Origin of the sequence: Streptococcus oralis, from assembly GCF_004127215.1 — a bacterium.
GTDB lineage: Bacteria > Bacillota > Bacilli > Lactobacillales > Streptococcaceae > Streptococcus > Streptococcus oralis_BD.
Genome location: NZ_QEWJ01000006.1, coordinates 1 through 18,698, shown reverse-complemented (window position 1 = coordinate 18,698; position 18,698 = coordinate 1). Strand labels below are relative to the sequence as shown.

General features: G+C 42.1%; 15 protein-coding genes, 17 tRNA genes and 1 rRNA gene. 4 read left to right on the top strand and 29 right to left on the bottom strand.

What is annotated here, in order from left to right; all coding sequences use genetic code 11:
• Positions 1–10: 10 nt before the first annotated feature.
• Positions 11–1,189, bottom strand: coding sequence for a galactokinase (locus DF216_RS05690; RefSeq protein WP_129326229.1), 1,179 nt, complete (start codon positions 1,187–1,189; stop codon positions 11–13).
• A gap of 164 nt (positions 1,190–1,353) precedes the next feature.
• On the opposite strand from DF216_RS05690, the gene galR reads away from it, so the two are divergent.
• Positions 1,354–2,355 carry a DNA-binding transcriptional regulator GalR gene (gene galR / locus DF216_RS05685; RefSeq protein WP_129326228.1) on the top strand — a complete coding sequence of 334 codons (1,002 nt, stop codon included), beginning with the start codon at positions 1,354–1,356 and terminating at the stop codon, positions 2,353–2,355.
• Between the two features lie 63 nt (positions 2,356–2,418).
• Here the strand turns inward: galR and DF216_RS05680 are convergent, their stop codons facing one another.
• The 3 genes from DF216_RS05680 to DF216_RS05670 form a co-directional block, all read right to left on the bottom strand.
• Positions 2,419–3,456 (bottom strand): zinc-binding dehydrogenase, encoded by a 1,038-nt coding sequence (locus tag DF216_RS05680; RefSeq protein ID WP_125828090.1) that lies wholly within the window; start codon positions 3,454–3,456, stop codon positions 2,419–2,421.
• A gap of 238 nt (positions 3,457–3,694) precedes the next feature.
• Positions 3,695–6,220, bottom strand: a complete 2,526-nt coding sequence (locus DF216_RS05675) for an ABC transporter ATP-binding protein/permease (RefSeq protein ID WP_129326227.1) — start codon at positions 6,218–6,220, stop codon at positions 3,695–3,697.
• A 109-nt stretch (positions 6,221–6,329) separates the two neighbouring features.
• Positions 6,330–7,229, bottom strand: a complete 900-nt coding sequence (locus DF216_RS05670) for a cation diffusion facilitator family transporter (RefSeq protein ID WP_129326226.1) — start codon at positions 7,227–7,229, stop codon at positions 6,330–6,332.
• A 132-nt stretch (positions 7,230–7,361) separates the two neighbouring features.
• Here DF216_RS05670 and DF216_RS05665 point away from each other — a divergent pair, with 132 nt between their 5' ends.
• Both DF216_RS05665 and DF216_RS05660 read left to right on the top strand, forming a co-directional pair.
• A complete protein-coding gene (locus DF216_RS05665; protein WP_061453817.1) occupies positions 7,362–7,916 on the top strand; it encodes a TetR/AcrR family transcriptional regulator in 555 nt (184 codons plus the stop codon).
• Between the two features lie 26 nt (positions 7,917–7,942).
• Positions 7,943–8,275: a glucuronide permease gene (locus DF216_RS05660; protein ID WP_129326225.1), complete on the top strand. Its 333-nt coding sequence runs from the start codon at positions 7,943–7,945 to the stop codon at positions 8,273–8,275.
• Between the two features lie 34 nt (positions 8,276–8,309).
• On the opposite strand, the gene pnuC is transcribed toward DF216_RS05660, so the two are convergent.
• The 6 genes from pnuC to DF216_RS05630 all read right to left on the bottom strand — a co-directional run bounded on the left by pnuC (position 8,310) and on the right by DF216_RS05630 (position 14,325).
• Positions 8,310–9,101: a nicotinamide riboside transporter PnuC gene (pnuC, locus tag DF216_RS05655; protein ID WP_129326224.1), complete on the bottom strand. Its 792-nt coding sequence runs from the start codon at positions 9,099–9,101 to the stop codon at positions 8,310–8,312.
• Between the two features lie 337 nt (positions 9,102–9,438).
• Positions 9,439–10,959: an ABC transporter permease/substrate-binding protein gene (locus DF216_RS05650; protein ID WP_129326223.1), complete on the bottom strand. Its 1,521-nt coding sequence runs from the start codon at positions 10,957–10,959 to the stop codon at positions 9,439–9,441.
• Entirely contained in the window at positions 10,952–11,680 is a 729-nt protein-coding gene (locus DF216_RS05645) for an ATP-binding cassette domain-containing protein (protein WP_129326222.1), read from the bottom strand. The genes DF216_RS05650 and DF216_RS05645 overlap by 8 nt, the downstream gene beginning before the upstream one ends.
• Complete coding sequence (locus DF216_RS05640) at positions 11,673–12,527, bottom strand: SDR family oxidoreductase (RefSeq protein WP_129326221.1); 855 nt, start codon at positions 12,525–12,527, stop codon at positions 11,673–11,675. The genes DF216_RS05645 and DF216_RS05640 overlap by 8 nt, the downstream gene beginning before the upstream one ends.
• A gap of 14 nt (positions 12,528–12,541) precedes the next feature.
• A complete protein-coding gene (locus DF216_RS05635; protein ID WP_125828097.1) occupies positions 12,542–12,991 on the bottom strand; it encodes a MarR family winged helix-turn-helix transcriptional regulator in 450 nt (149 codons plus the stop codon).
• Between the two features lie 140 nt (positions 12,992–13,131).
• Complete coding sequence (locus DF216_RS05630) at positions 13,132–14,325, bottom strand: O-antigen ligase family protein (protein WP_129326300.1); 1,194 nt, start codon at positions 14,323–14,325, stop codon at positions 13,132–13,134.
• Between the two features lie 278 nt (positions 14,326–14,603).
• Here DF216_RS05630 and birA point away from each other — a divergent pair, with 278 nt between their 5' ends.
• Positions 14,604–15,539: a bifunctional biotin--[acetyl-CoA-carboxylase] ligase/biotin operon repressor BirA gene (birA, locus tag DF216_RS05625; RefSeq protein ID WP_129326220.1), complete on the top strand. Its 936-nt coding sequence runs from the start codon at positions 14,604–14,606 to the stop codon at positions 15,537–15,539.
• Between the two features lie 57 nt (positions 15,540–15,596).
• Here the strand turns inward: birA and DF216_RS05620 are convergent.
• The 19 genes from DF216_RS05620 to rrf all read right to left on the bottom strand — a co-directional run bounded on the left by DF216_RS05620 (position 15,597) and on the right by rrf (position 18,688).
• A protein-coding gene (locus DF216_RS05620) for an IS3 family transposase (RefSeq protein ID WP_129326219.1) occupies positions 15,597–16,948 on the bottom strand; the annotation gives its coding sequence in 2 pieces (ribosomal slippage) (positions 15,597–16,507 and positions 16,507–16,948; 1,353 coding nt in all).
• Positions 16,949–17,065: 117 nt separating this feature from the next.
• Positions 17,066–17,153: transfer RNA gene (locus DF216_RS05615), tRNA-Ser, on the bottom strand.
• Between the two features lie 15 nt (positions 17,154–17,168).
• Positions 17,169–17,242 (bottom strand) — tRNA-Ile (locus DF216_RS05610).
• Between the two features lie 32 nt (positions 17,243–17,274).
• Positions 17,275–17,345 (bottom strand) — tRNA-Gly (locus DF216_RS05605).
• 15 nt (positions 17,346–17,360) lie between these two features.
• Positions 17,361–17,433, bottom strand: a tRNA-Phe gene (locus DF216_RS05600).
• A 3-nt stretch (positions 17,434–17,436) separates the two neighbouring features.
• Positions 17,437–17,510, bottom strand: a tRNA-Met gene (locus tag DF216_RS05595).
• Between the two features lie 10 nt (positions 17,511–17,520).
• Positions 17,521–17,610, bottom strand: a tRNA-Ser gene (locus DF216_RS05590).
• An 11-nt stretch (positions 17,611–17,621) separates the two neighbouring features.
• Positions 17,622–17,695: transfer RNA gene (locus tag DF216_RS05585), tRNA-Ile, on the bottom strand.
• Positions 17,696–17,708: 13 nt separating this feature from the next.
• Positions 17,709–17,782, bottom strand: a tRNA-Met gene (locus DF216_RS05580).
• A gap of 5 nt (positions 17,783–17,787) precedes the next feature.
• Positions 17,788–17,861: transfer RNA gene (locus DF216_RS05575), tRNA-Pro, on the bottom strand.
• Between the two features lie 13 nt (positions 17,862–17,874).
• Positions 17,875–17,948, bottom strand: a tRNA-Arg gene (locus tag DF216_RS05570).
• Positions 17,949–17,959: 11 nt separating this feature from the next.
• A tRNA-Leu gene (locus tag DF216_RS05565) sits at positions 17,960–18,045 on the bottom strand.
• A 7-nt stretch (positions 18,046–18,052) separates the two neighbouring features.
• Positions 18,053–18,124, bottom strand: a tRNA-Gly gene (locus DF216_RS05560).
• Between the two features lie 27 nt (positions 18,125–18,151).
• Positions 18,152–18,224, bottom strand: a tRNA-Thr gene (locus tag DF216_RS05555).
• Between the two features lie 12 nt (positions 18,225–18,236).
• Positions 18,237–18,318: transfer RNA gene (locus DF216_RS05550), tRNA-Leu, on the bottom strand.
• A 5-nt stretch (positions 18,319–18,323) separates the two neighbouring features.
• Positions 18,324–18,396 (bottom strand) — tRNA-Lys (locus DF216_RS05545).
• A gap of 24 nt (positions 18,397–18,420) precedes the next feature.
• Positions 18,421–18,493 (bottom strand) — tRNA-Asp (locus DF216_RS05540).
• 2 nt (positions 18,494–18,495) lie between these two features.
• Positions 18,496–18,568, bottom strand: a tRNA-Val gene (locus DF216_RS05535).
• Between the two features lie 4 nt (positions 18,569–18,572).
• Positions 18,573–18,688, bottom strand: a 5S ribosomal RNA gene (gene rrf, locus DF216_RS05530).
• Positions 18,689–18,698: the final 10 nt, after the last annotated feature.

The window sequence follows — 18,698 nt, the reverse complement described above, 5'->3', positions numbered from 1 at the left end:
CTCCTTTGGACTAGTCAAGGATGCGAGTGCCACCTGCAACTTCAGCGATATAGAAGCTTGGAGCGTATCCAACTACTTCCTCGTAGTGTTTGCCTACAGCTTCTTTAAAGGCCTCAACAGTGTCTTTTTGCACCAAGGCAATGGCACATCCGCCAAAACCTGCCCCTGTCATACGAGCACCAAGAACACCTTCTTGAGCCCAAGCTGTGTGAACAAGAGTATCCAATTCCAAGCCAGTTACTTCGTAGTCATGCTCCAGAGAAGCGTGAGAAGCATTCATCAAGCGACCAAATGTTTCCAAATCACCTGCTTGAAGGGCTGCTTGGGCTTTGAGGGTACGTTGGTTTTCAAGCACAGCATGGCGAGCACGTTTCAAACGATTTTCGTCTTTAATCAGGTAGCTGTATTGGTCAAAGGCCCACTCATCCAATTCACCCAAGGTCTGAATATCCAAGGCAACTTGCAATTCTTCCACAGCTTTTTCACACTCAGCACGGCGTTCATTATATTTAGAATCCGCCAATTCACGGCGCTTGTTAGTATTCATGATGACAACGACATTGTCCTTCAAATCAAGTGGCACCAAGTCGTACTCCAAAGTATTAGTATCTAGGTAAATAGCACGTTGGTCAGCTCCCATACCGATAGCAAACTGGTCCATGATACCAGAGTTGACTCCGATAAAGTTGTTTTCTGTTTGTTTCCCGATTTTTACCAAATCCAAACGGTCTAATTTTAAATCAAAGAGATGCTCTGCCACGACCCCTGTCAAAAGTTCCAAGGATGCTGAAGAAGACAAGCCAGCACCATTTGGGATATTCCCAAAGACATAAAAATCAAAACCTTTGTCAATGACGTGCCCAGCTTCTTGCAAGAAATGAAGGACCCCTTTTGGATAATTGGTCCAGCTGTGCTCTTTTTCAAATTTGAGGTCAGCAAGAGGAACTTCGATGATACCTTTGTCCTCAAAGTTGGCTGAGTAGAAACGCAAGACTTGGTCGTCACGCTTGCGAGCCGCCCCATAAGTTCCCAAGGAAATAGCCGCCGGAAAAACGTGCCCACCGTTGTAGTCCGTGTGTTCACCAATCAAATTGATACGCCCTGGTGAAAAGAAGGTTTGGTCTGCTTCTTGACCAAAAACGGCAAGAAAGTCTTTGCGAAGGGCTTCAGTAGTAAGATGTTGTGTCATATGAATTCTCCTTTGACTGTCCGTTAAGTCACCTTAACGTGTAATCGTTTTCTTCTATTGTATCTAAGGCTTTTACCAAGGTCAATCCTTTTTACTAAACTTTTACTAAACTATCAGTAAAAAGCAGAAAAATATGATATACTAACCTAAAAGGAGGAGGATTTATGGCTACCTTAAAAGACATCGCACAGCTAGCCTCTGTCTCTATCGCGACCGTATCTCGTGTCCTCAATCGCGACCAGAGTCTATCTGTTACAGAGGAAACCAGACACCGTATATTAACCGTTGCTGAAGAGCTGGGCTATACCAAGCATCTCAAGACAGGCGAATCCCACAAACCCAAGCAAAAGATTGCCATTATCCAATGGGTCAGCGAGCAGGGGGAGCTTGATGATCTTTACTATTATCAGATTCGTCTCGGTATTGAAAAGAGAGCCCAAGAGTTGGACTATGATATCTTGCGCTATTTTAACGACCATCCTTTTACACTGAGTGAGGAAGTAATCGGGATACTCTGTATTGGAAAGTTCAGCCGAGCTCAGATTTCTGCCTTTGAAGAATACCAAAAACCTTTAGTCTTTATAGACAGCGATACCCTCTCACTAGGCCATACCTGTATTATAACCGACTTTTACACTGCTGTGAAACAAGTTGTCAATCACTTCGTCAGTCAAGGGCTGGATCGCATCGGGATTCTCACTGGCCTTGAAGAAACCACCGATCAAGAAGAAATCATCCAGGATAAACGCCTAGAACATTTTAAAAACTACTCTCTATCAAAAGGCATCTACCATGATAAACTGGTCTTTCAAGGTAGCTTTACTGCCCAGTCTGGCTATGACTTGATGAAGGAGGCTATTCACAAGTTGGGTGATCAACTCCCCCCAGCATTTTTCGCAGCCAGCGATAGTTTAGCCATCGGTGCCCTCCGTGCCCTTCAAGAAGCTGGAATCAGCCTGCCAGACCGTGTCAGTCTCATTTCTTTTAACGATACTAGCCTGACCAAGCAAGTCTATCCTCCCCTATCTAGCATCACAGTCTATACTGAGGAGATGGGCCGAGCAAGTATGGATATTCTTAACAAGGAAGTTCTTCATGGTCGGAAAATTCCTAGCCTAACTATGCTGGGAACTAGACTGACTCTGAGAGAAAGTACTCTGCCATAACTCAACTAATATAATAAAGTCAAAAATCCTAATAGAGATTCTCAAATCTCCATTAGGATTTTTTTAATCAATCACAATCATTGCCTTAATCGTCTTACGTTCATCCATATCTTTATAGGCTTGGTCAATGTCTTCCAATTTATAACTTGAAGTAAAGACACGACCTGGATTGATATCACCATCAAGGACGGCTTTTAGTAAGAATTGCTTATCGTATGTTGTGACAGAAGCTGGGCCACCACCGATTATTGTATTTTGACCAAAGGTTGAGCCAATGGCTCGATTTTCATAGTGCGGTACACCAACAAATCCCATGCGCCCTCCATTATGGAGAACACCAAGCGCTTGATCAACCGCTGCTTCCGTTCCAACACATTCAAGTGCTGCATCTGCTCCACCACCGAGGATTTCACGCACCTTGGCAATACCTTCTTGACCTCGCTCAGCTACAACAGCTGTCGCACCCGACTCCAGAGCCATCTTTTGACGATCTTCATGACGACTCATAAGGATAATTTGCGATGCTCCACGCATTTTAGCTGCGATAACAGCACATTGACCAACAGCCCCATCACCAATGACCACAACCTTATCCCCTTTTTGAACATTTGCAACACGCGCCGCATGATAGCCTGTCGGCATAACATCTGCAAGAGTCAAGAGGGACTTTAGCATGCCTTCTGTATAGTCAGAAGGTTGTCCAGGGATTTTAACCAGTGCCCAGTTGGCATAGTGGAAACGGATATACTCAGCCTGGACACCACCTGACCAGTTGTTACCAGGATGATTATCACACGAACCATCAAAACCAGCACGACAAGCATCACACTGACCACAACCATGTGTGAAAGGGGCAATGACAAAATCGCCAGGTTTAACGGTCGTCACTGCATCACCAATTGCCTCAACGATACCAATCGCTTCGTGCCCGCTATTCTGATGCCCTGCTTCAATATCCGGATTGCGATAGCTCCACAGATCAGAGCCACAGACACAAGTCCGAACGATCCGAATAATGGCATCGTCTGCCTCAATGATTTGCGGATGCTCCACTTCAACAAGACCAACCTGACCAGCTTTTGTATAAACTGTTTTCTTCATAGAATCACTCCTTTTCTATTAGTTTCTCACTTTTATTGTACACTTTTTGTCAAGCTTTCGCTCGTATCAATCATTATTAACGGCGATAAGGCACTGGTTTAGTCCAATATAGTCTTTTCTTCTCGAAATTTAAGTTTTATAAGGAGAGATTTTTCGATTACGTTTTTAATAGTTTCCAGCCAATAGAAAAAGGTGAATAAAGAAGTAGGCTTTTATCCACCTTTTTGCGGTTTAGTTGTTATTCGCTACGAAGCGATTCGACTGGGTCTTTCTTGGCGGCGATGCGTGAAGGGATTAGACCGGCTAACATGGTGAGGACAATCGAAATACCGATAAGGATTAGAGCTACTTCTATTGGTAATTGCGCTACATTTTCCACATTTGTCATTTTAGCAACAATCGCATTGATTGGAAATGTCGCAAGGAGAGTAACCGCGATACCGAGCACCCCAGAGACAAATCCTTCGATGGCTGTTTCAGCAGTGAAGATACGACGAATATCTTTCTTCGAAGCCCCCATTGCACGTAGGATTCCGATTTCTTTTGTACGTTCGAGAACTGAAATGTACGTGATAATCGAAATCATTATAGAAGATACAATGAGTGAGATGGCCACAAAGCCAACGAGCACAGTTGTCACTACGCCAACCAATGTCGTAATTGAAGACATGATAGTTTGGATATCATCTGAATAAGCGAGTACCTTATCGTCTTCTCCAGCTTCTTTTTTCGCCGTGTTATAGGCGTTTATGAATTCTTTTAAGTCTTGTTTTTGTTGGAACGAAGAGGTGTAGAGCTCAATGGCAGCTGGTTTGGATTTGTTGATGACACCCATTTTTGCGAGGTTTTCCTCGTAAGTTGAAGCCGAGTTGTCGTTATATTGTTGGACATACTGAGCTTGTTCTTCAGGCGTCATTTTGGCCAACTGGATTTTTTCTTCTTCGGTTAAATTCTCCGAACTGAATGGTTTAGGATCTTTGGCAAAGTCTTTACCCGTAAATACATTTAGATTTTGATTGGCTTCCTGTTCCTTAACGATATCACTATTTTGAATGTGTTCGGAAGTGTAATCAATAAGGGTGCTTGTGTAGGCGATTCCTCCTGAAGGAGCATTCACGCTTGAACTTGTGCCGTCTTTTTGGCGAAGGACACCCACAATTTTAAGTTCGAGCCCATTCTCGATTTGAGTTTTCATATAAGAAGCATCTGCAATCTTATTGACCCATAAGTTATTTTCTTTCACAAAACGGTTTGTATTGACAACTGCTTTGAAAGTTTTTCCGATAAAGTCACTATATTGATACGTTTGAGAAGAGAGTTCGTCGAGCTTCTTCGTATCGTTCAATTCACTGGGATCTTTGATACGCAAACTATAGAGCAACAAGTCGCTAATTTGATTGTTTTCATCTACGATAAGGACGATCTCGGACTTATCTTGTGGGAAGCGTCCTTCCAACACGTCGTACTTGCTTTCTAGCATTGAAGAATCACTAGAAAGTTCACTCCAGTAGTTGAGGTTTTGTAAGTATCCCTTCATCGTTTGATTCGCTGTTTCTACTTCATCAGCTAAGGTTGAAGGCAGAATACTTTTGGGTCCGTTGGAAGTATCACTTGCATAGATAAACGGTTGTAAATTGTATCGGTAACGAATGTCTTTTGTGAGAGATTCGACCTTCGAAGCATGTTCCTCCAAGTAAGTCTTAAAGGAAGCTAGGTCGTTCTTTCCGATTTGTTTTTTCAATAAATTCGTTAAAATCGTATTGATACCGAGCTCATGATTATCCTTGTAAGGCTTCTCGCTCAAATCTGGAGAGGTCGCCAACAAGTTGCTCTGGTTCTGCTCGCTAATCGTCAATGGAAGAGAGACGAGAGTATCTTCCTGCACCTTTTTAACGTAATCACTCACACCATTGGAAAGGGCTAAGATAAGAGCAATCCCGATAATCCCAATAGAACCCGCAAAAGCTGTTAGTAAGGTACGACCTTTCTTCGTCAATAGGTTATTAAAGGAAAGTACAAAGGCGGTTATAAAGCTCATCTTCGTCTTCGTGAACTGGATGTTGACTTGCTTTGTCTCCTCTGTTGGTTCGCATGGGTTTGAGTCGCTCAAGATGTTTCCATCTAATACTTGTACGATACGTGTGGAGTACTTCTGTGCCAGCTCTGGGTTATGCGTCACCATGATAACCAAACGTTCCTTGGCGATGTCTTTTAATAAATCCATGATTTGAACAGAAGTCTCAGAATCGAGCGCTCCTGTCGGTTCGTCGGCTAAAACGACTTTGGGATCATTAACAAGAGCACGCGCAATCGCGATTCGTTGCATTTGTCCCCCAGACATTTGACTTGGTTTCTTATATAAATGGTCTTTTAGGCCTACGCGTTCGAGCACTTCGATAGCACGTTTCTTACGTTCTGCTTTTGAAACACCCGAAAGAGTCATTGCAATTTCTACGTTAGAGAGTGCAGTTTGGTGCCCGATGAGATTATAAGACTGAAAGACGAAACCGATGGTGTGGTTTCTGTAGCTATCCCAATCGCGGTCTTTAAATTGCTTTGTTGATTTTCCTTGGATGAGTAAATCACCAGATGTGTATTGGTCGAGTCCCCCGATGATATTTAATAGGGTGGTTTTCCCAGAACCCGATTGCCCGAGAATAGAGACAAACTCATTCTCACGGAAGCGAATCGAGATATCCTTTAGCGCGTGGAACTCTTGATCGCCCGTATGATAGACTTTTGAAATGTGTTGTAGCTGTAACATCGCCTATCTCCTTTCAGTGATATAGGTAGTCTATCACAATTTCATAATGGAGTAAAGATGTTACATTTACAATTCATCAAAAATAATCAACAAATGGAAAATCGACTTCTTATGAGTGATGATGTCCATGACTTTGACCTACTCCCAACTCCTCAATTTTTCGCTTATGGGTTTGGTGACTTGCTAGGTTTGCATCAACCTCAATGGTGACATTTTGAAAGTCATAATCTTTGAGTAAATTACGAATGGATTCTTTACAATACTCTATATGTTCAATCTCTTCTAGGCAAACATGAACAATGGCATTTTTTTCCAAACCATCCATAGTCCAGAGATTGAGCTGATTAACACTGACCACATGGTCCAATTGCTCCAAGTCATTCTTCACTTGTTTGATATCTACTCCTTCAGGCACAGCATCTAGGAAAATTTTTAGTGCGCTCCAAAAGCGAGGAATGGCTTTCGACAGAATAAAGATGGAAATAACCAGTGATAAAAGCGGATCAAGGATATACCAATCTGTAAATCGGAGGATAATCGCCATTAGGATGACGGCCAACCAACCAAGAGTGTCTTCCAAAAAATGCAAGCTAAGAATTGACTCATTCTTTGTCTTTCCTTTACGAACTACCAGACTTGCTAGTACATTAATGATTACTGCAATGATTCCCAGCCAGAGGATACCTTCCTCATTGACAGGTTGCGGGTGAGCAATCTTTGTGATATTTTCCAAAATCACTAGGACAGAGCCTATCATAAGAATCACAGCCGTTAGCATGGCCCCTAAAAGACTGAAACGCTTGTAACCCAAGGTGTACTGCCCGTCTTCTTCTCGGTTTGAGATTGTTTCTAAAAGGGCTGATATGCCAATGGCTATAGCATCTCCTAAGTCATGAACAGAATCAGCAAGAACAGCACTCGAACCAAAGATTCCTCCTGCGATAAACTCAACAATAGCATAGCTTAAATTTAAGAAAAAAGCTAACCAGATTGATGTTTTAGAGCTCATTTCTCTCCCTCCTTTGGTATAATGGGTATATACATACTTCTTTCATTTGTATTATCTAATAAAATCCAAAGAAAGGATAGAAGCAAACGGTCAGTCTTATTCAGTTCTGAACAGTTTGTCTCAAGTGTCTATATGCTAAAAAGAGATCGTCGAGTCAACAAGACAAAAAAAGCCATCTATCAAGCTTTTTTACAACTTTTGAACGACAAGGGCTATGATGCTACTACTGTCCAAGATATCATTGACTTGGCAGATGTTGGACGCTCGACCTTTTACTGTCACTACGAGAGCAAGGAACTGCTTTTAGATGAACTCTGTCGCTACCTCTTTCATCATCTCTTTGAAAGGGAAGAACACTTAACTACCGAAGACTACCTCGCACATATCTTTTTACATTTTCAGAAAAACCAGGACCATGTCACCAGTCTTCTTTTTTCAAAAAATGACTACTTTCTCCGCCAACTACACAAGGAGCTCGAACACCATGTTTACCCCATGGTGGCAGATGACTTGCAAGAAGCCTATCCAACTATTCCATGCTCCTACCTCCAGCATTTTGTTGTGACGAACTTTATCGAGACTCTAACCTGGTGGCTTAAAAAAGGACAAACCTATACAGAAGACCAAGTGGTAAGATTTTACCTTGAGGTAATGGAGATGACCTATACAACTCCGCTTGATATCTAAGTCTGTAACTCAGAAAGGAACCAACTATGTTAACTTCGATGATTTTAGGGATATTAACAATCGTACTAGCTCTTGCCTTCTCGCTCCTTCACCTTGCTGCTGCTTTTTCAGCTATGAAACAAAAGGACTACAGTCTGGGAAACAAGTGCATCTTGGTCGGCAGTTGCCTCACTTCTCTGGCTCTGGCCATCTTTTACTTCGTCCCACTTGCAACCATTCTTCTGTGGACTATGGGTGCGAGTATTGTCTGCTATGGAGCCTACTGGAACGGCCAACAGACAGAAAGTCAACATATATCGCACCACATCATTCGTATAACGAGCGCTATCGTTATTACGGTATTGCTCATTTTGCTCTAACACAAAAAAAGGATCTTCTGATCCTTTTTTATTTTTAAGCGCTTTTTGCTGCCTTGCTCCATTGATACCAACCAACTAGACTGTTAATGAGATAAATCAAGTATTTCCCTTGGATTTGCAGGCTTTCTCCCCACCAGAGATAGATTGAAAAGACATTAGTAGCTGCCCAGAATATCCATTGCTCACGGTAAACAGCTGTCATGAGGATTTGCCCAACCCCATTGGTCGCATCGGTAATGGAATCGCGATAAGGACGATTGGCTCCGATAGATTGATAAATGAACCCAAATACCAACCACCAAAGAACACTAATAGAAAGATACTTTGTCCAACCCTTGCCGTCCAGTTTACGTGCGACAAACTCCTGCTTTTCCTTCTTAAACTGTGCCTGGTAAATCCAAACTAGAAGTCCAATCGGTTGCATGATCGTAAAGTAGAGTGTCGTCAACACCTCACCATAAAAGCCTTTCTGTAGGGCCAAAATAAGGTAAATAACAGAGTTAATCAAGCCAAACAGATAATTACTTGCTCGACCTTCCGATACAAAAATAACACAGATAATCCCAGTCAAGCTACAAATCATCCCAATCCAATCAACAATGTGGTGTTCGTAAATCAACTCCAGCCAGATTGGAAAACTTCCTAAAACCAGCAGATAAAGCCACTGGGCAAAACTACGATGGGCAAAGAGGTCATCCCAGATAGCCTTCATAGTTCCTGAAAATCCCAAATCAGCCATAGTCGCAACCATACGACGGTAACCACCTGACATTTCACCAAGGGTTGTTTTGATATTCTCAATTTTCTTTTGTAAATAAGTCGTCATATTTTCTCCTTTTGTTTTTAAAGAGCCGTGTCTGGATAGACTTTCGGACGCAACGCTCTATTATATATCTACTGAACTGTCTATACACAAGATTTCCATTCTTAGTCGACATGAGCTGGAAATCTTTATTTGTTAAGTAGTTCACAACACATTATACACCTATTATCTGAATAGTCAAGTGTATTTACAGTAAAATTTTAGAAAATCCTGAAAATTTCCTCTTATTTTCTATTTAAAAATGAAAATCATTAATTCTGACACTAAAAAAGCCCAGACAAGATTGTCTGAGCATTTTTCTATATGGTCGTTTAAAGAAGTTGAGTTTGACATTTTCAATCTATTTCTTCAACAATCCTTGTTCTTGTAGAAATTCTTTGGCTACTTGTTCTGCTGACTTGCCTTCAACACCGACTTGGTAGTTGAGCTGGCTCATCTGGCTTTCCGTGATTTTACCAGCCAATTTATTGAGAACTGTCTCCAACTCAGGATGTTTCTTGAGAAGAGCTTCTTTCATTAGTGGAGCTCCTTGATAAGGTGGGAAGAGTTGCTTGTCATCTTCCAAGACCTGTAAATCATAACGCGCCAACTCTGCATCGGTCGAATAGGCGTCCGTGATTTGAATATCCCCTGACTGAATCGCCTGATAGCGAAGGGCTGGCTCCATGGTTACTACATTGAGATTGAGACCATACATTGATTGCAAGCCCTTATTTCCATCTTCACGGTCGTTAAACTCGAGTGTAAAGCCTGCCTTCAGTTGCCCTTCCACTTTTTTCAAGTCCGAAATAGTCTTCAAGCCATATTCTTGAGCAATCTTTTTCGGAACAGCTACAGCATAGGTATTTTGATAAGACATAGGTTTGAGATAGGCTAGATGATCCTGCTTGGCAATGCCATCACGCGCCACTTGATAAACCTGATCTGGCTCATGACCCACCTTGGGTGATGGTTGAAGCAAACTTTCAGTCACCGTACCAGTAAATTCAGGATAGATGTCAATATCCCCTTTTTTCAAAGCTTCATAGAGAAAACTTGTCTTCCCAAAATTCGGTTTAACAGTCGCAGTCATACTGGTATTTTCTTCAATGAGGAGTTTATACATATTGGCCAAAATTTCTGGTTCCGGTCCCAATTTCCCAGCAATAACCAAGTTTTCTTTCTCTTTTTGAGCTAAGAGAGCTGGGCTATAAGACAGACCCAGCAATACCGTCACCAAGGCAAAACCAGAGAAAATCGTCCGCAATTTTGCTTTTTCCATCACTTTTAGTAGGAAGTTAAAGGCAATGGCTAGCACTGCAGAAGAAAGTGCCCCAATCAAAATCAGACTGGCATTATTTCGGTCAATTCCCAAAAGGATAAAGGAACCCAGACCCCCTGCCCCAATCAAGGCCGCCAAGGTTGCCGTACCGATAATTAAGACCGCTGCCGTCCGAATCCCAGACATCATAACAGGCATGGCAAGTGGAATTTCAAACTTCTTGAGACGCTCCCATCTAGTCATCCCAAAGGCAGTCCCAGCCTCTTGCAGACTTGGATCAATTCCCTTCAGCCCAGTGATAGTATTTTGCAAAATCGGAAAAATCGCATAAATCACTAGTGCTGTCAAAGCAGGCAAGGTCCCAATTCCCATCAAGGGAATAAAGAGCCCCAACAAGGCAAGAGACGGGATGGTCTGGAAAATCCCTGCAATCTGCAAGACCCAGTCCGCCATCTTTTCATGATAACGAAGAAATACCGCTAAGGGGACTGCAATAAAAATAGCTAGTAACAGGGTCAAAAGTGACAACTGTAAATGTTGAGATAGAGCTGTTACCCAATCACTAAAACGATCCTGAAAAGTTGAGATTAAATTAGCCATGAACACTACCTCCAAACAAGTCTGCTACAAAGTCTGTTGCAGGCGCTTTTAAAATCGTCTCGGGATTCGCCACCTGACAAATCTCTCCATCCTGCAAGACAGCAATACGGTCCGCCAACTTCAAGGCTTCATCCGTATCATGGGTCACAAAAATCGTTGTCATCCCAAACTCTTTATGTAATTCTTTCGTCAGAATCTGTAGCTGTTTTCTCGAAATAGCATCCAAGGCCGAAAAGGGCTCATCCATGAGGAGAATCTTAGGCTGACCAATCATGGCACGGACAATACCAACCCGTTGCTGTTCTCCACCAGATAATTCACTAGGTAGGCGATGCCCATACTCAGCTACTGGTAAACCAACCTTAGCCAAAAGCTCTTCTGTTTTCTGAGCAATTTTTTCCTTAGTCCAGCCCTTCATTTCTGGAATCAGCGCAATGTTCTCCGTAACCGTTAGATTGGGAAAGAGGGCAATAGCCTGTAAGACATAGCCTGTAGAAAGGCGCAACTCTCGCTCATTATATTCCTTGATGCGCTTGCCATCCATATAGATATTGCCATCTGTTGGCTCTAAAAGGCGGTTAATCATCTTAATCATGGTTGTCTTACCGGAACCAGAAGGACCCACTAAAACCATGAACTCACCATCCTCAATCTGTAAATTGACATCTCTCAAGACATCTTTTTCTGTATAGCATAGCGCTACATTCTTGTATTCAATCATGTTCTTCCTCAATAAGTTTTCTGTCTCTAAGAATATCCAATAGGCTACTTGCTGGATTCCCTAGGACTTTTTCGACATCTGTTGAAACCCCAGCTTGTTCCCCAACTTTGATAGCTGTATAGGTAGTGACCCAGGCATCGTACTCCCAAGTTTGTGCTGGCCATTTTTTCCGTGACTCATAGGGTTCTTCTAGCGATTCATCTACATACCTGATGGAGTTGCCGGTCTCTTTTGAGAGATGCGCTACGATCTCTTCCATGGAAAGATCCTCTGGCCCTGTTAGATTTAAGGTTTGATTTTCCCATTCCTTAGGATTTAATAGAATTTCTGCTGCAATCCTAGATGTATCCTTACGGGCAACAGCTGACACAAGGCCGCTGCCAGCAGGACCACGAATTTCTCCATTTTCAAGCGCAATATCAATAAATAAGTCCAAGTAGAAATTATCTCTTAGAAAAGTGTAGGTGAATCCTAACTCCTTGATATAAGCTTCCGTCTGGGCATGATCCCGAGATAAGGTAATGGTTGCCTTTTCATCTGCCCCGTAAAAGGAGGTATAGACGATATGCTGCACCCCCGCTAGCTTTGCGGCATCCAAAAAACTCTTATGTTCCTTCACACGCTCTGGATTTTCCCGAGCAGAGACCATCAACAGGACATCGAGCCCCTTTAAGGCCTCAACGACCTCTGGAGTATTGGCATACACCATCTTACGAATTTCCGCAGACGCGTAGACTTTTGCACGCTCTGGGCTTCGTGCTAGATGGACGGAAGCGATTCCTTTCTTATCGACAAGATTAGGCACATAGGAGCCTAATTTCCCTGTTACACCCGTAATTCCAATCATAAGCATTTTCCCTTCTATAGTTCGTTTTCTTTAGCTTTTAGATTTGAGATAATTCGCTCTTGATAAGCCTCAAATTCTCGGATTTCTTGATCCGAAAAGCCTTGGTAGAAAATATCGCCCAACTCTTTACTAACACGATCCCCAATTTCCTTTTGTGCCCAACCCAATTCGGTCAAACTAACAAATTTTCTTCTCTTATCTTGAGTACAAGGTTTTACAGTAACCAAGCCCTGGTCTTCTAAGTTCTTAATCATGCTGGTCAGGGTATTGTTAGCTAGTCCTGAAGCAAGGGCGATATCCGTAGCAGTTGCTCTACCATTTTCTTTTTGCCAAAGCACTGTTAAAATTTTCCCTTGTTCACTTCTGTATTGAGCTTCTGGTTCCTTCCTCAATAGCTTTTGAAAGATACGCCCATTCAATAAACGAATCTGTAGAGTTTGGTAGCCCCCTATCATCTTATCCATTCCGTCTCCATTTTCTTCTATATCGAATTATTTTTATTGTAACACCCATTATTTCATATGTCAACTGTTTGAATTTGGGAATAATTTCGCAATTAAAAAAATCTCCTACTCAAGGTAGAAGATCTTCACTATTTATAAACTTAGTCCGTCATGTCCGCTACTAAGGTACGATGTTCCAGTGGTAAACTGCACATAACCAACAAGAAGATAAATCCTGACTGAACCCAGAAGAGAGCCAGGTCAAAAATTCCATGTACAGCTACTACTGTAAGGAAGGAGAGATAAAGACCGATAATTGGTCGTTTACCAGACTCCTGACTCATATCCATCATCATATGAACTGGGATAACCGAAGAAATGGATAGGAGAATTGTTCCAATTAAGCCATAACTCAAAATGGTATCAATGTAAAGACTGTGCGCGTGTTCGTGATAGGGAGCATGGATTCTCGGATAGGAATTCATATAGGTCAGTGGTCCTTCACCCCAGATAGGATTTTGTTTAAACAAAGTCATACCCGCATTCCAGATTGAAACACGCTCCTCCATTGAAGAATCTAATGTTCCCATACGGACACCCAAATCGCTTGAGAAGAGGAAGCAAAGGCCAATCCCGAAAACTCCAATACTGAGCCAGAAGGCACGCCAGTTTTTAATGGTTGTAAAAAGATAAATAATCGCACCAGCGATAATGGCAGGAAAGGCTGTTCGATTCTGCGTAAAATTCAAACCAAATAGATTTACAAAACCTGCTAGCACACAAAAGACTTTTAACCATTTTAACTTGGTCGTTGTAAAGAGATAAAAGGCAATCATGATACAGAAACAACAGATAATCCCATAGTAATTCGGATTAAAGAAGGTTACCTCTGCACGGTTCTGGTGCCATACTTGCATATTAGGCGAAAGAAAGGCATAGTTAAATTTCTTTACAATTTGGAAATGCTCCAAAGTAGCAAAAGCCGCGGAGAGCACACTGCCAAACAAGATTGTTTGCAAAATCAAACGGAAGAAAGCATGTGTCAAACGTTTCTGGTAAAAACTAAAGAAAATGAGGAAGAGAAACATCAGTAAAGATGCAACCAATCCAAGCCAGTTCTTGGCGACGATGGAGATGATACTACTGTAGGCAATAAAAAAGAGAAGTACAGGATGTTTGGCCAATCCTTTGATAATTCCCTTCATCTCTCCAGTAACAAGTAAACCTATCAAATATAAAGCAAAGAGCCCTAAGAATAAATAAAAAGGTAAAAAGATACTTATGATCATCAAATACAAAAAGAAATCTTTTTTCGAAAGCCCTCTTATCTTATCCAGTAATCCAATTGATTTCAAAACGGATCCTTTCTGTTCTGGATTTCTCCAGAAGATAAATGCTAAACTATCTTTATATTCTACCATTTTTTCCGTCATTTGGGAACAATGAACACGTTATCAAAATGAAAAAACTTTTAGGTAGGAATACAAGTATATGCACTCTGTCATAATAAGCATTACAAAAAAATTGTCGCTGATGAAAAAGAAGTAAACTTCCTAAAAAAGGAAAAGCTATGGTAGAATATAAGAAAGGCGAAAATATCTACTATTGAACGACAGTAAAAAGGAAAGAAAGTATGAAATCACACCAACTAGTCTACCAAATACTAGCCAGAGAAAACGACTATGTCAGTGGGGAAAAAATTGGCGAAGAACTGAATCTAAGTCGGACATCCATATGGAAAGCAATCCAACGCCTTCAATTAGAAGGCTTAGAAATTGACAGTATCAAAAATAGAGGATACAAGCTTATTCAAGGTGATTTGATATTGCCTGATTTGATTCAAGAAAAAACCAACTTAACCATTCTCTACAAACCTGAAACCAAATCAACACAAACAGATGCAAAAAAAGGTATTGAGGATGGAAACAAGGGAAACACCCTCTATCTTTCCACATGTCAGACAGCAGGGCGTGGACGCTTTCAGCGTCCTTACTACTCACCTTCTCAAGGGGGAATTTATATGTCCTTGCATATTCAACCAAATCTTCCCTATGAAAAACTTCCTTCCTATACTCTCCTTGTAGCTGGTGCAATTTACAAAGCGATTAAAAATCTGACCTTGATTGAAGTAGATATCAAATGGGTAAATGACATCTACTTTAAACATAAAAAAATAGCAGGTATCCTTACCGAAGCTATGACGTCCGTTGAAACAGGTTTAGTGACAGATGTCATTATCGGACTTGGAATAAATTTTTCTATTACAAATTTCCCAGACGATTTAAACGAGAAAGCAGGAAGTTTATTCACACTACCTACCCCAATTAGCCGCAATGAGTTGATTAGCGAAATATGGACCTGTTTCTACAAGACTGATCCAGATGAGCTACTTTATATCTATAAAGAGAGATCTTTAGTTCTTGGAAAAGAAGTCACCTTCCAGCTAGATGGAAAAGAGAAAAAAGGCCTTGCAAAAGACATCTCAAACACAGGTCAACTTCAAGTCGAACTAGAAGATAAAAAAACAATTTGGCTAAATAGCGGAGAAATATCCCTAACGAGCTGGTAATAATAAAATCCCCCTCTTGTAAACTATGTACTGACCCCAAAAAGTTAGACAATTAATTTATCCGAAGGATTTAGCTCTGTATTGCACTGGACTGAGTCCTTTTAGTTTGACCTTAATTCGTTTATTGTTATAGTAATCAATATAGTCTACAATAACTTGTTCCAATTGTTCAAGTGATTTAAACGACTTCTCATAACCATAAAACATCTCAGACTTAAGAATACCGAAGAAGGACTCCATCATACCATTGTCTGGGCTGTTGCCCTTGTGTGACATGGATGCATGAATTCCCTTACTCTCTAGGAACCGATGATAAGAATCGTGTTGGTATTGCCAGCCTTGGTCGCTGTGTAAAATAGTATTCTCATAGTGTTTCTCTGTGAAGGCCTGTTCCAACATGACTTTCACTTGTTCTAAGTTGGGCGAAGTAGAAAGATGATAAGCAATAATTTCACTGTTAAATCCATCTAAAACAGGCGATAAATAGAGTTTCTGTGTGCTATTTGGAATGGCAAATTCTGTCACATCCGTATAGCACTTTTCCATTGGCCTTGATGCTTCAAACTGGCGTTGAATGAGATTCTCTGCTTTCTTGCCAATCTCTCCTTGGTAGGAAGAATACTTGCGTTTACGACGAATACGAGCTGTTAGACCAAGTATTTTCATTAGACGTTGAACCTTTTTATGATTCACTGTAAATCCGCGATTTCTTAGTTCAAGAGTAACTCTACGAAAGCCGTAATTTCCTTTATGCTCACTATAAATGGCCTGAATTTCGGTTTTAAGCTCTTTATCTTTATCAAGCCCATCCAGTTGCTTCAATTGATAATAGTAAGTCGAGCGAGCTAGACGTGCTGTTTCAAGAAGAAAATCTAGTCGAAATCCTCCTGAAACCATTTCTCTAACTGTCTCTGCCTTTCTCGCTCTAGGGCTTCCTCCCTTTCCTCTAACTCTTTTAACTTTTTTAGGTAGGCCACCTCAGTCCGTAAGCGTTCATTCTCCTCCTGAAGTCGCTCCAGTTCTGTCATTTCTTCCCAAGTTTTCTTCCGTTTACGTCCCATTTTAGCTGGTCTCCCTCTTGTTTTCTCAAGAATAGTATACTCGTTTTTCTTGTATTGCGCCAGCCAATTTGGAAGCATTCCTTGGTTTGGGAGAGCATAATCAAGACTGACACTTCTTTGCGAACGACCTTCCAGCAAGACTTTATCCATCATTTCTTGTTTCAATTTAGAAGAATAGTAACGATTCTTCCCTTTTTTAACGATTTCTATGCCATGACGGTCAATTAATTTCACCATATACTTTAGACCAGCAACATCCACTCCAAATCTTTTTGAAAGCTGCTTGAAGCTTTGTCCTTGCTTTCTTAGTTCATAGATCTGAACTTTATCATCATAAGTTAACTTCATAATAAAAACACCCCAAAAGCTAGATTTTTTCTGTCTAACTTTTGGGGTGCAGTTCACTAAGAGGGGGTAAACTTATCACACAAAGACAATAAAAAAAGAGATGACACTCTTAGTTTACGGAGAATGGGGGATTCGAACCCCCGCGCCAGTTACCCGACCTAACGATTTAGCAAACCGTCCTCTTCAGCCTCTTGAGTAATTCTCCATTATAATAATCAAATGGGCACGAGTGGACTCGAACCACCGACCTCACGCTTATCAGGCGTGCGCTCTAACCACCTGAGCTACGCGCCCAAGTTAAAAACTTGGTATTGAACAAAGTTCAAAGCGGGTGACGAGAATCGAACTCGCGACAACAGCTTGGAAGGCTGTAGTTTTACCACTAAACTACATCCGCTTACAAAATATGATATGGCGCGAGACGGAATCGAACCGCCGACACATGGAGCTTCAATCCATTGCTCTACCAACTGAGCTACCGAGCCAAATTGCGGGAGTAGGATTTGAACCTACGACCTTCGGGTTATGAGCCCGACGAGCTACCGAGCTGCTCCATCCCGCGTTATTATGAAAGGAGGATGTGGGATTCGAACCCACGCACGCTTTTACACGCCTGACGGTTTTCAAGACCGTTCCCTTCAGCCGGACTTGGGTAATCCTCCATTATTTTCAATGGACCTTGTAGGACTTGAACCTACGACCACTCGGTTATGAGCCGAGAGCTCTAACCAGCTGAGCTAAAGGTCCAACAAGATCATTATAGCGGCGAAGGGGATCGAACCCCCGACCTCCCGGGTATGAACCGGACGCTCTAGCCAGCTGAGCTACACCGCCATCAATCGGGAAGACAGGATTCGAACCTGCGACACCTTGGTCCCAAACCAAGTACTCTACCAAGCTGAGCTACTTCCCGTTTTATAAAAAAATGCACCCTAGAGGAGTCGAACCTCTAACCGCCTGATTCGTAGTCAGGTACTCTATCCAGTTGAGCTAAGGGTGCCCATTAGTATATGCCGAGGACCGGAATCGAACCGGTACGATCGTTACCAATCGCAGGATTTTAAGTCCTGTGCGTCTGCCAGTTCCGCCACCCCGGCCTCTCTAAGCGAACGACGGGATTCGAACCCGCGACCCCCACCTTGGCAAGGTGGTGTTCTACCACTGAACTACGTTCGCATCGACCTCTTATTCTATATAAAAAAATGCCGGCTACATGACTTGAACACGCGACCCTCTGATTACAAATCAGATGCTCTACCAACTGAGCTAAGCCGGCTAATCTCTATTATGCGGGTTAAGGGACTTGAACCCCCACGCCGTTAAGCGCCAGATCCTAAATCTGGTGCGTCTGCCAATTCCGCCAAACCCGCAAATATGACCCGTACTGGGCTCGAACCAGTGACCCATTGATTAAAAGTCAATTGCTCTACCAACTGAGCTAACGAGTCTAAAATAACTTCCGTTATCTTAAACGGTCCCGACGGGAATCGAACCCGCGATCTTCGCCGTGACAGGGCGACGTGATAACCGCTACACTACGGGACCTATGGGAGTTAACGGGATCGAACCGCTGACCCTCTGCTTGTAAGGCAGATGCTCTCCCAGCTGAGCTAAACTCCCAAAAGCTAAGCGACTTCCATATCTCACAGGGGGCAACCCCCAACTACTTCCGGCGTTCTAGGGCTTAACTGCTGTGTTCGGCATGGGTACAGGTGTATCTCCTAGGCTATCGTCACTTAACTCTGAGTAA

What these genes read in the sequence shown, in the direction of transcription:
- DF216_RS05690 (WP_129326229.1), bottom strand. Translation starts at nt 1,189, where the DNA reads ATGACACAACATCTTACTACTGAAGCCCTTCGCAAAGACTTTCTTGCC.
- galR (WP_129326228.1), top strand. Translation starts at nt 1,354, where the DNA reads ATGGCTACCTTAAAAGACATCGCACAGCTAGCCTCTGTCTCTATCGCG.
- DF216_RS05680 (WP_125828090.1), bottom strand. Translation starts at nt 3,456, where the DNA reads ATGAAGAAAACAGTTTATACAAAAGCTGGTCAGGTTGGTCTTGTTGAA.
- DF216_RS05675 (WP_129326227.1), bottom strand. Translation starts at nt 6,220, where the DNA reads ATGTTACAGCTACAACACATTTCAAAAGTCTATCATACGGGCGATCAA.
- DF216_RS05670 (WP_129326226.1), bottom strand. Translation starts at nt 7,229, where the DNA reads ATGAGCTCTAAAACATCAATCTGGTTAGCTTTTTTCTTAAATTTAAGC.
- DF216_RS05665 (WP_061453817.1), top strand. Translation starts at nt 7,362, where the DNA reads ATGCTAAAAAGAGATCGTCGAGTCAACAAGACAAAAAAAGCCATCTAT.
- DF216_RS05660 (WP_129326225.1), top strand. Translation starts at nt 7,943, where the DNA reads ATGTTAACTTCGATGATTTTAGGGATATTAACAATCGTACTAGCTCTT.
- pnuC (WP_129326224.1), bottom strand. Translation starts at nt 9,101, where the DNA reads ATGACGACTTATTTACAAAAGAAAATTGAGAATATCAAAACAACCCTT.
- DF216_RS05650 (WP_129326223.1), bottom strand. Translation starts at nt 10,959, where the DNA reads ATGGCTAATTTAATCTCAACTTTTCAGGATCGTTTTAGTGATTGGGTA.
- DF216_RS05645 (WP_129326222.1), bottom strand. Translation starts at nt 11,680, where the DNA reads ATGATTGAATACAAGAATGTAGCGCTATGCTATACAGAAAAAGATGTC.
- DF216_RS05640 (WP_129326221.1), bottom strand. Translation starts at nt 12,527, where the DNA reads ATGATTGGAATTACGGGTGTAACAGGGAAATTAGGCTCCTATGTGCCT.
- DF216_RS05635 (WP_125828097.1), bottom strand. Translation starts at nt 12,991, where the DNA reads ATGGATAAGATGATAGGGGGCTACCAAACTCTACAGATTCGTTTATTG.
- birA (WP_129326220.1), top strand. Translation starts at nt 14,604, where the DNA reads ATGAAATCACACCAACTAGTCTACCAAATACTAGCCAGAGAAAACGAC.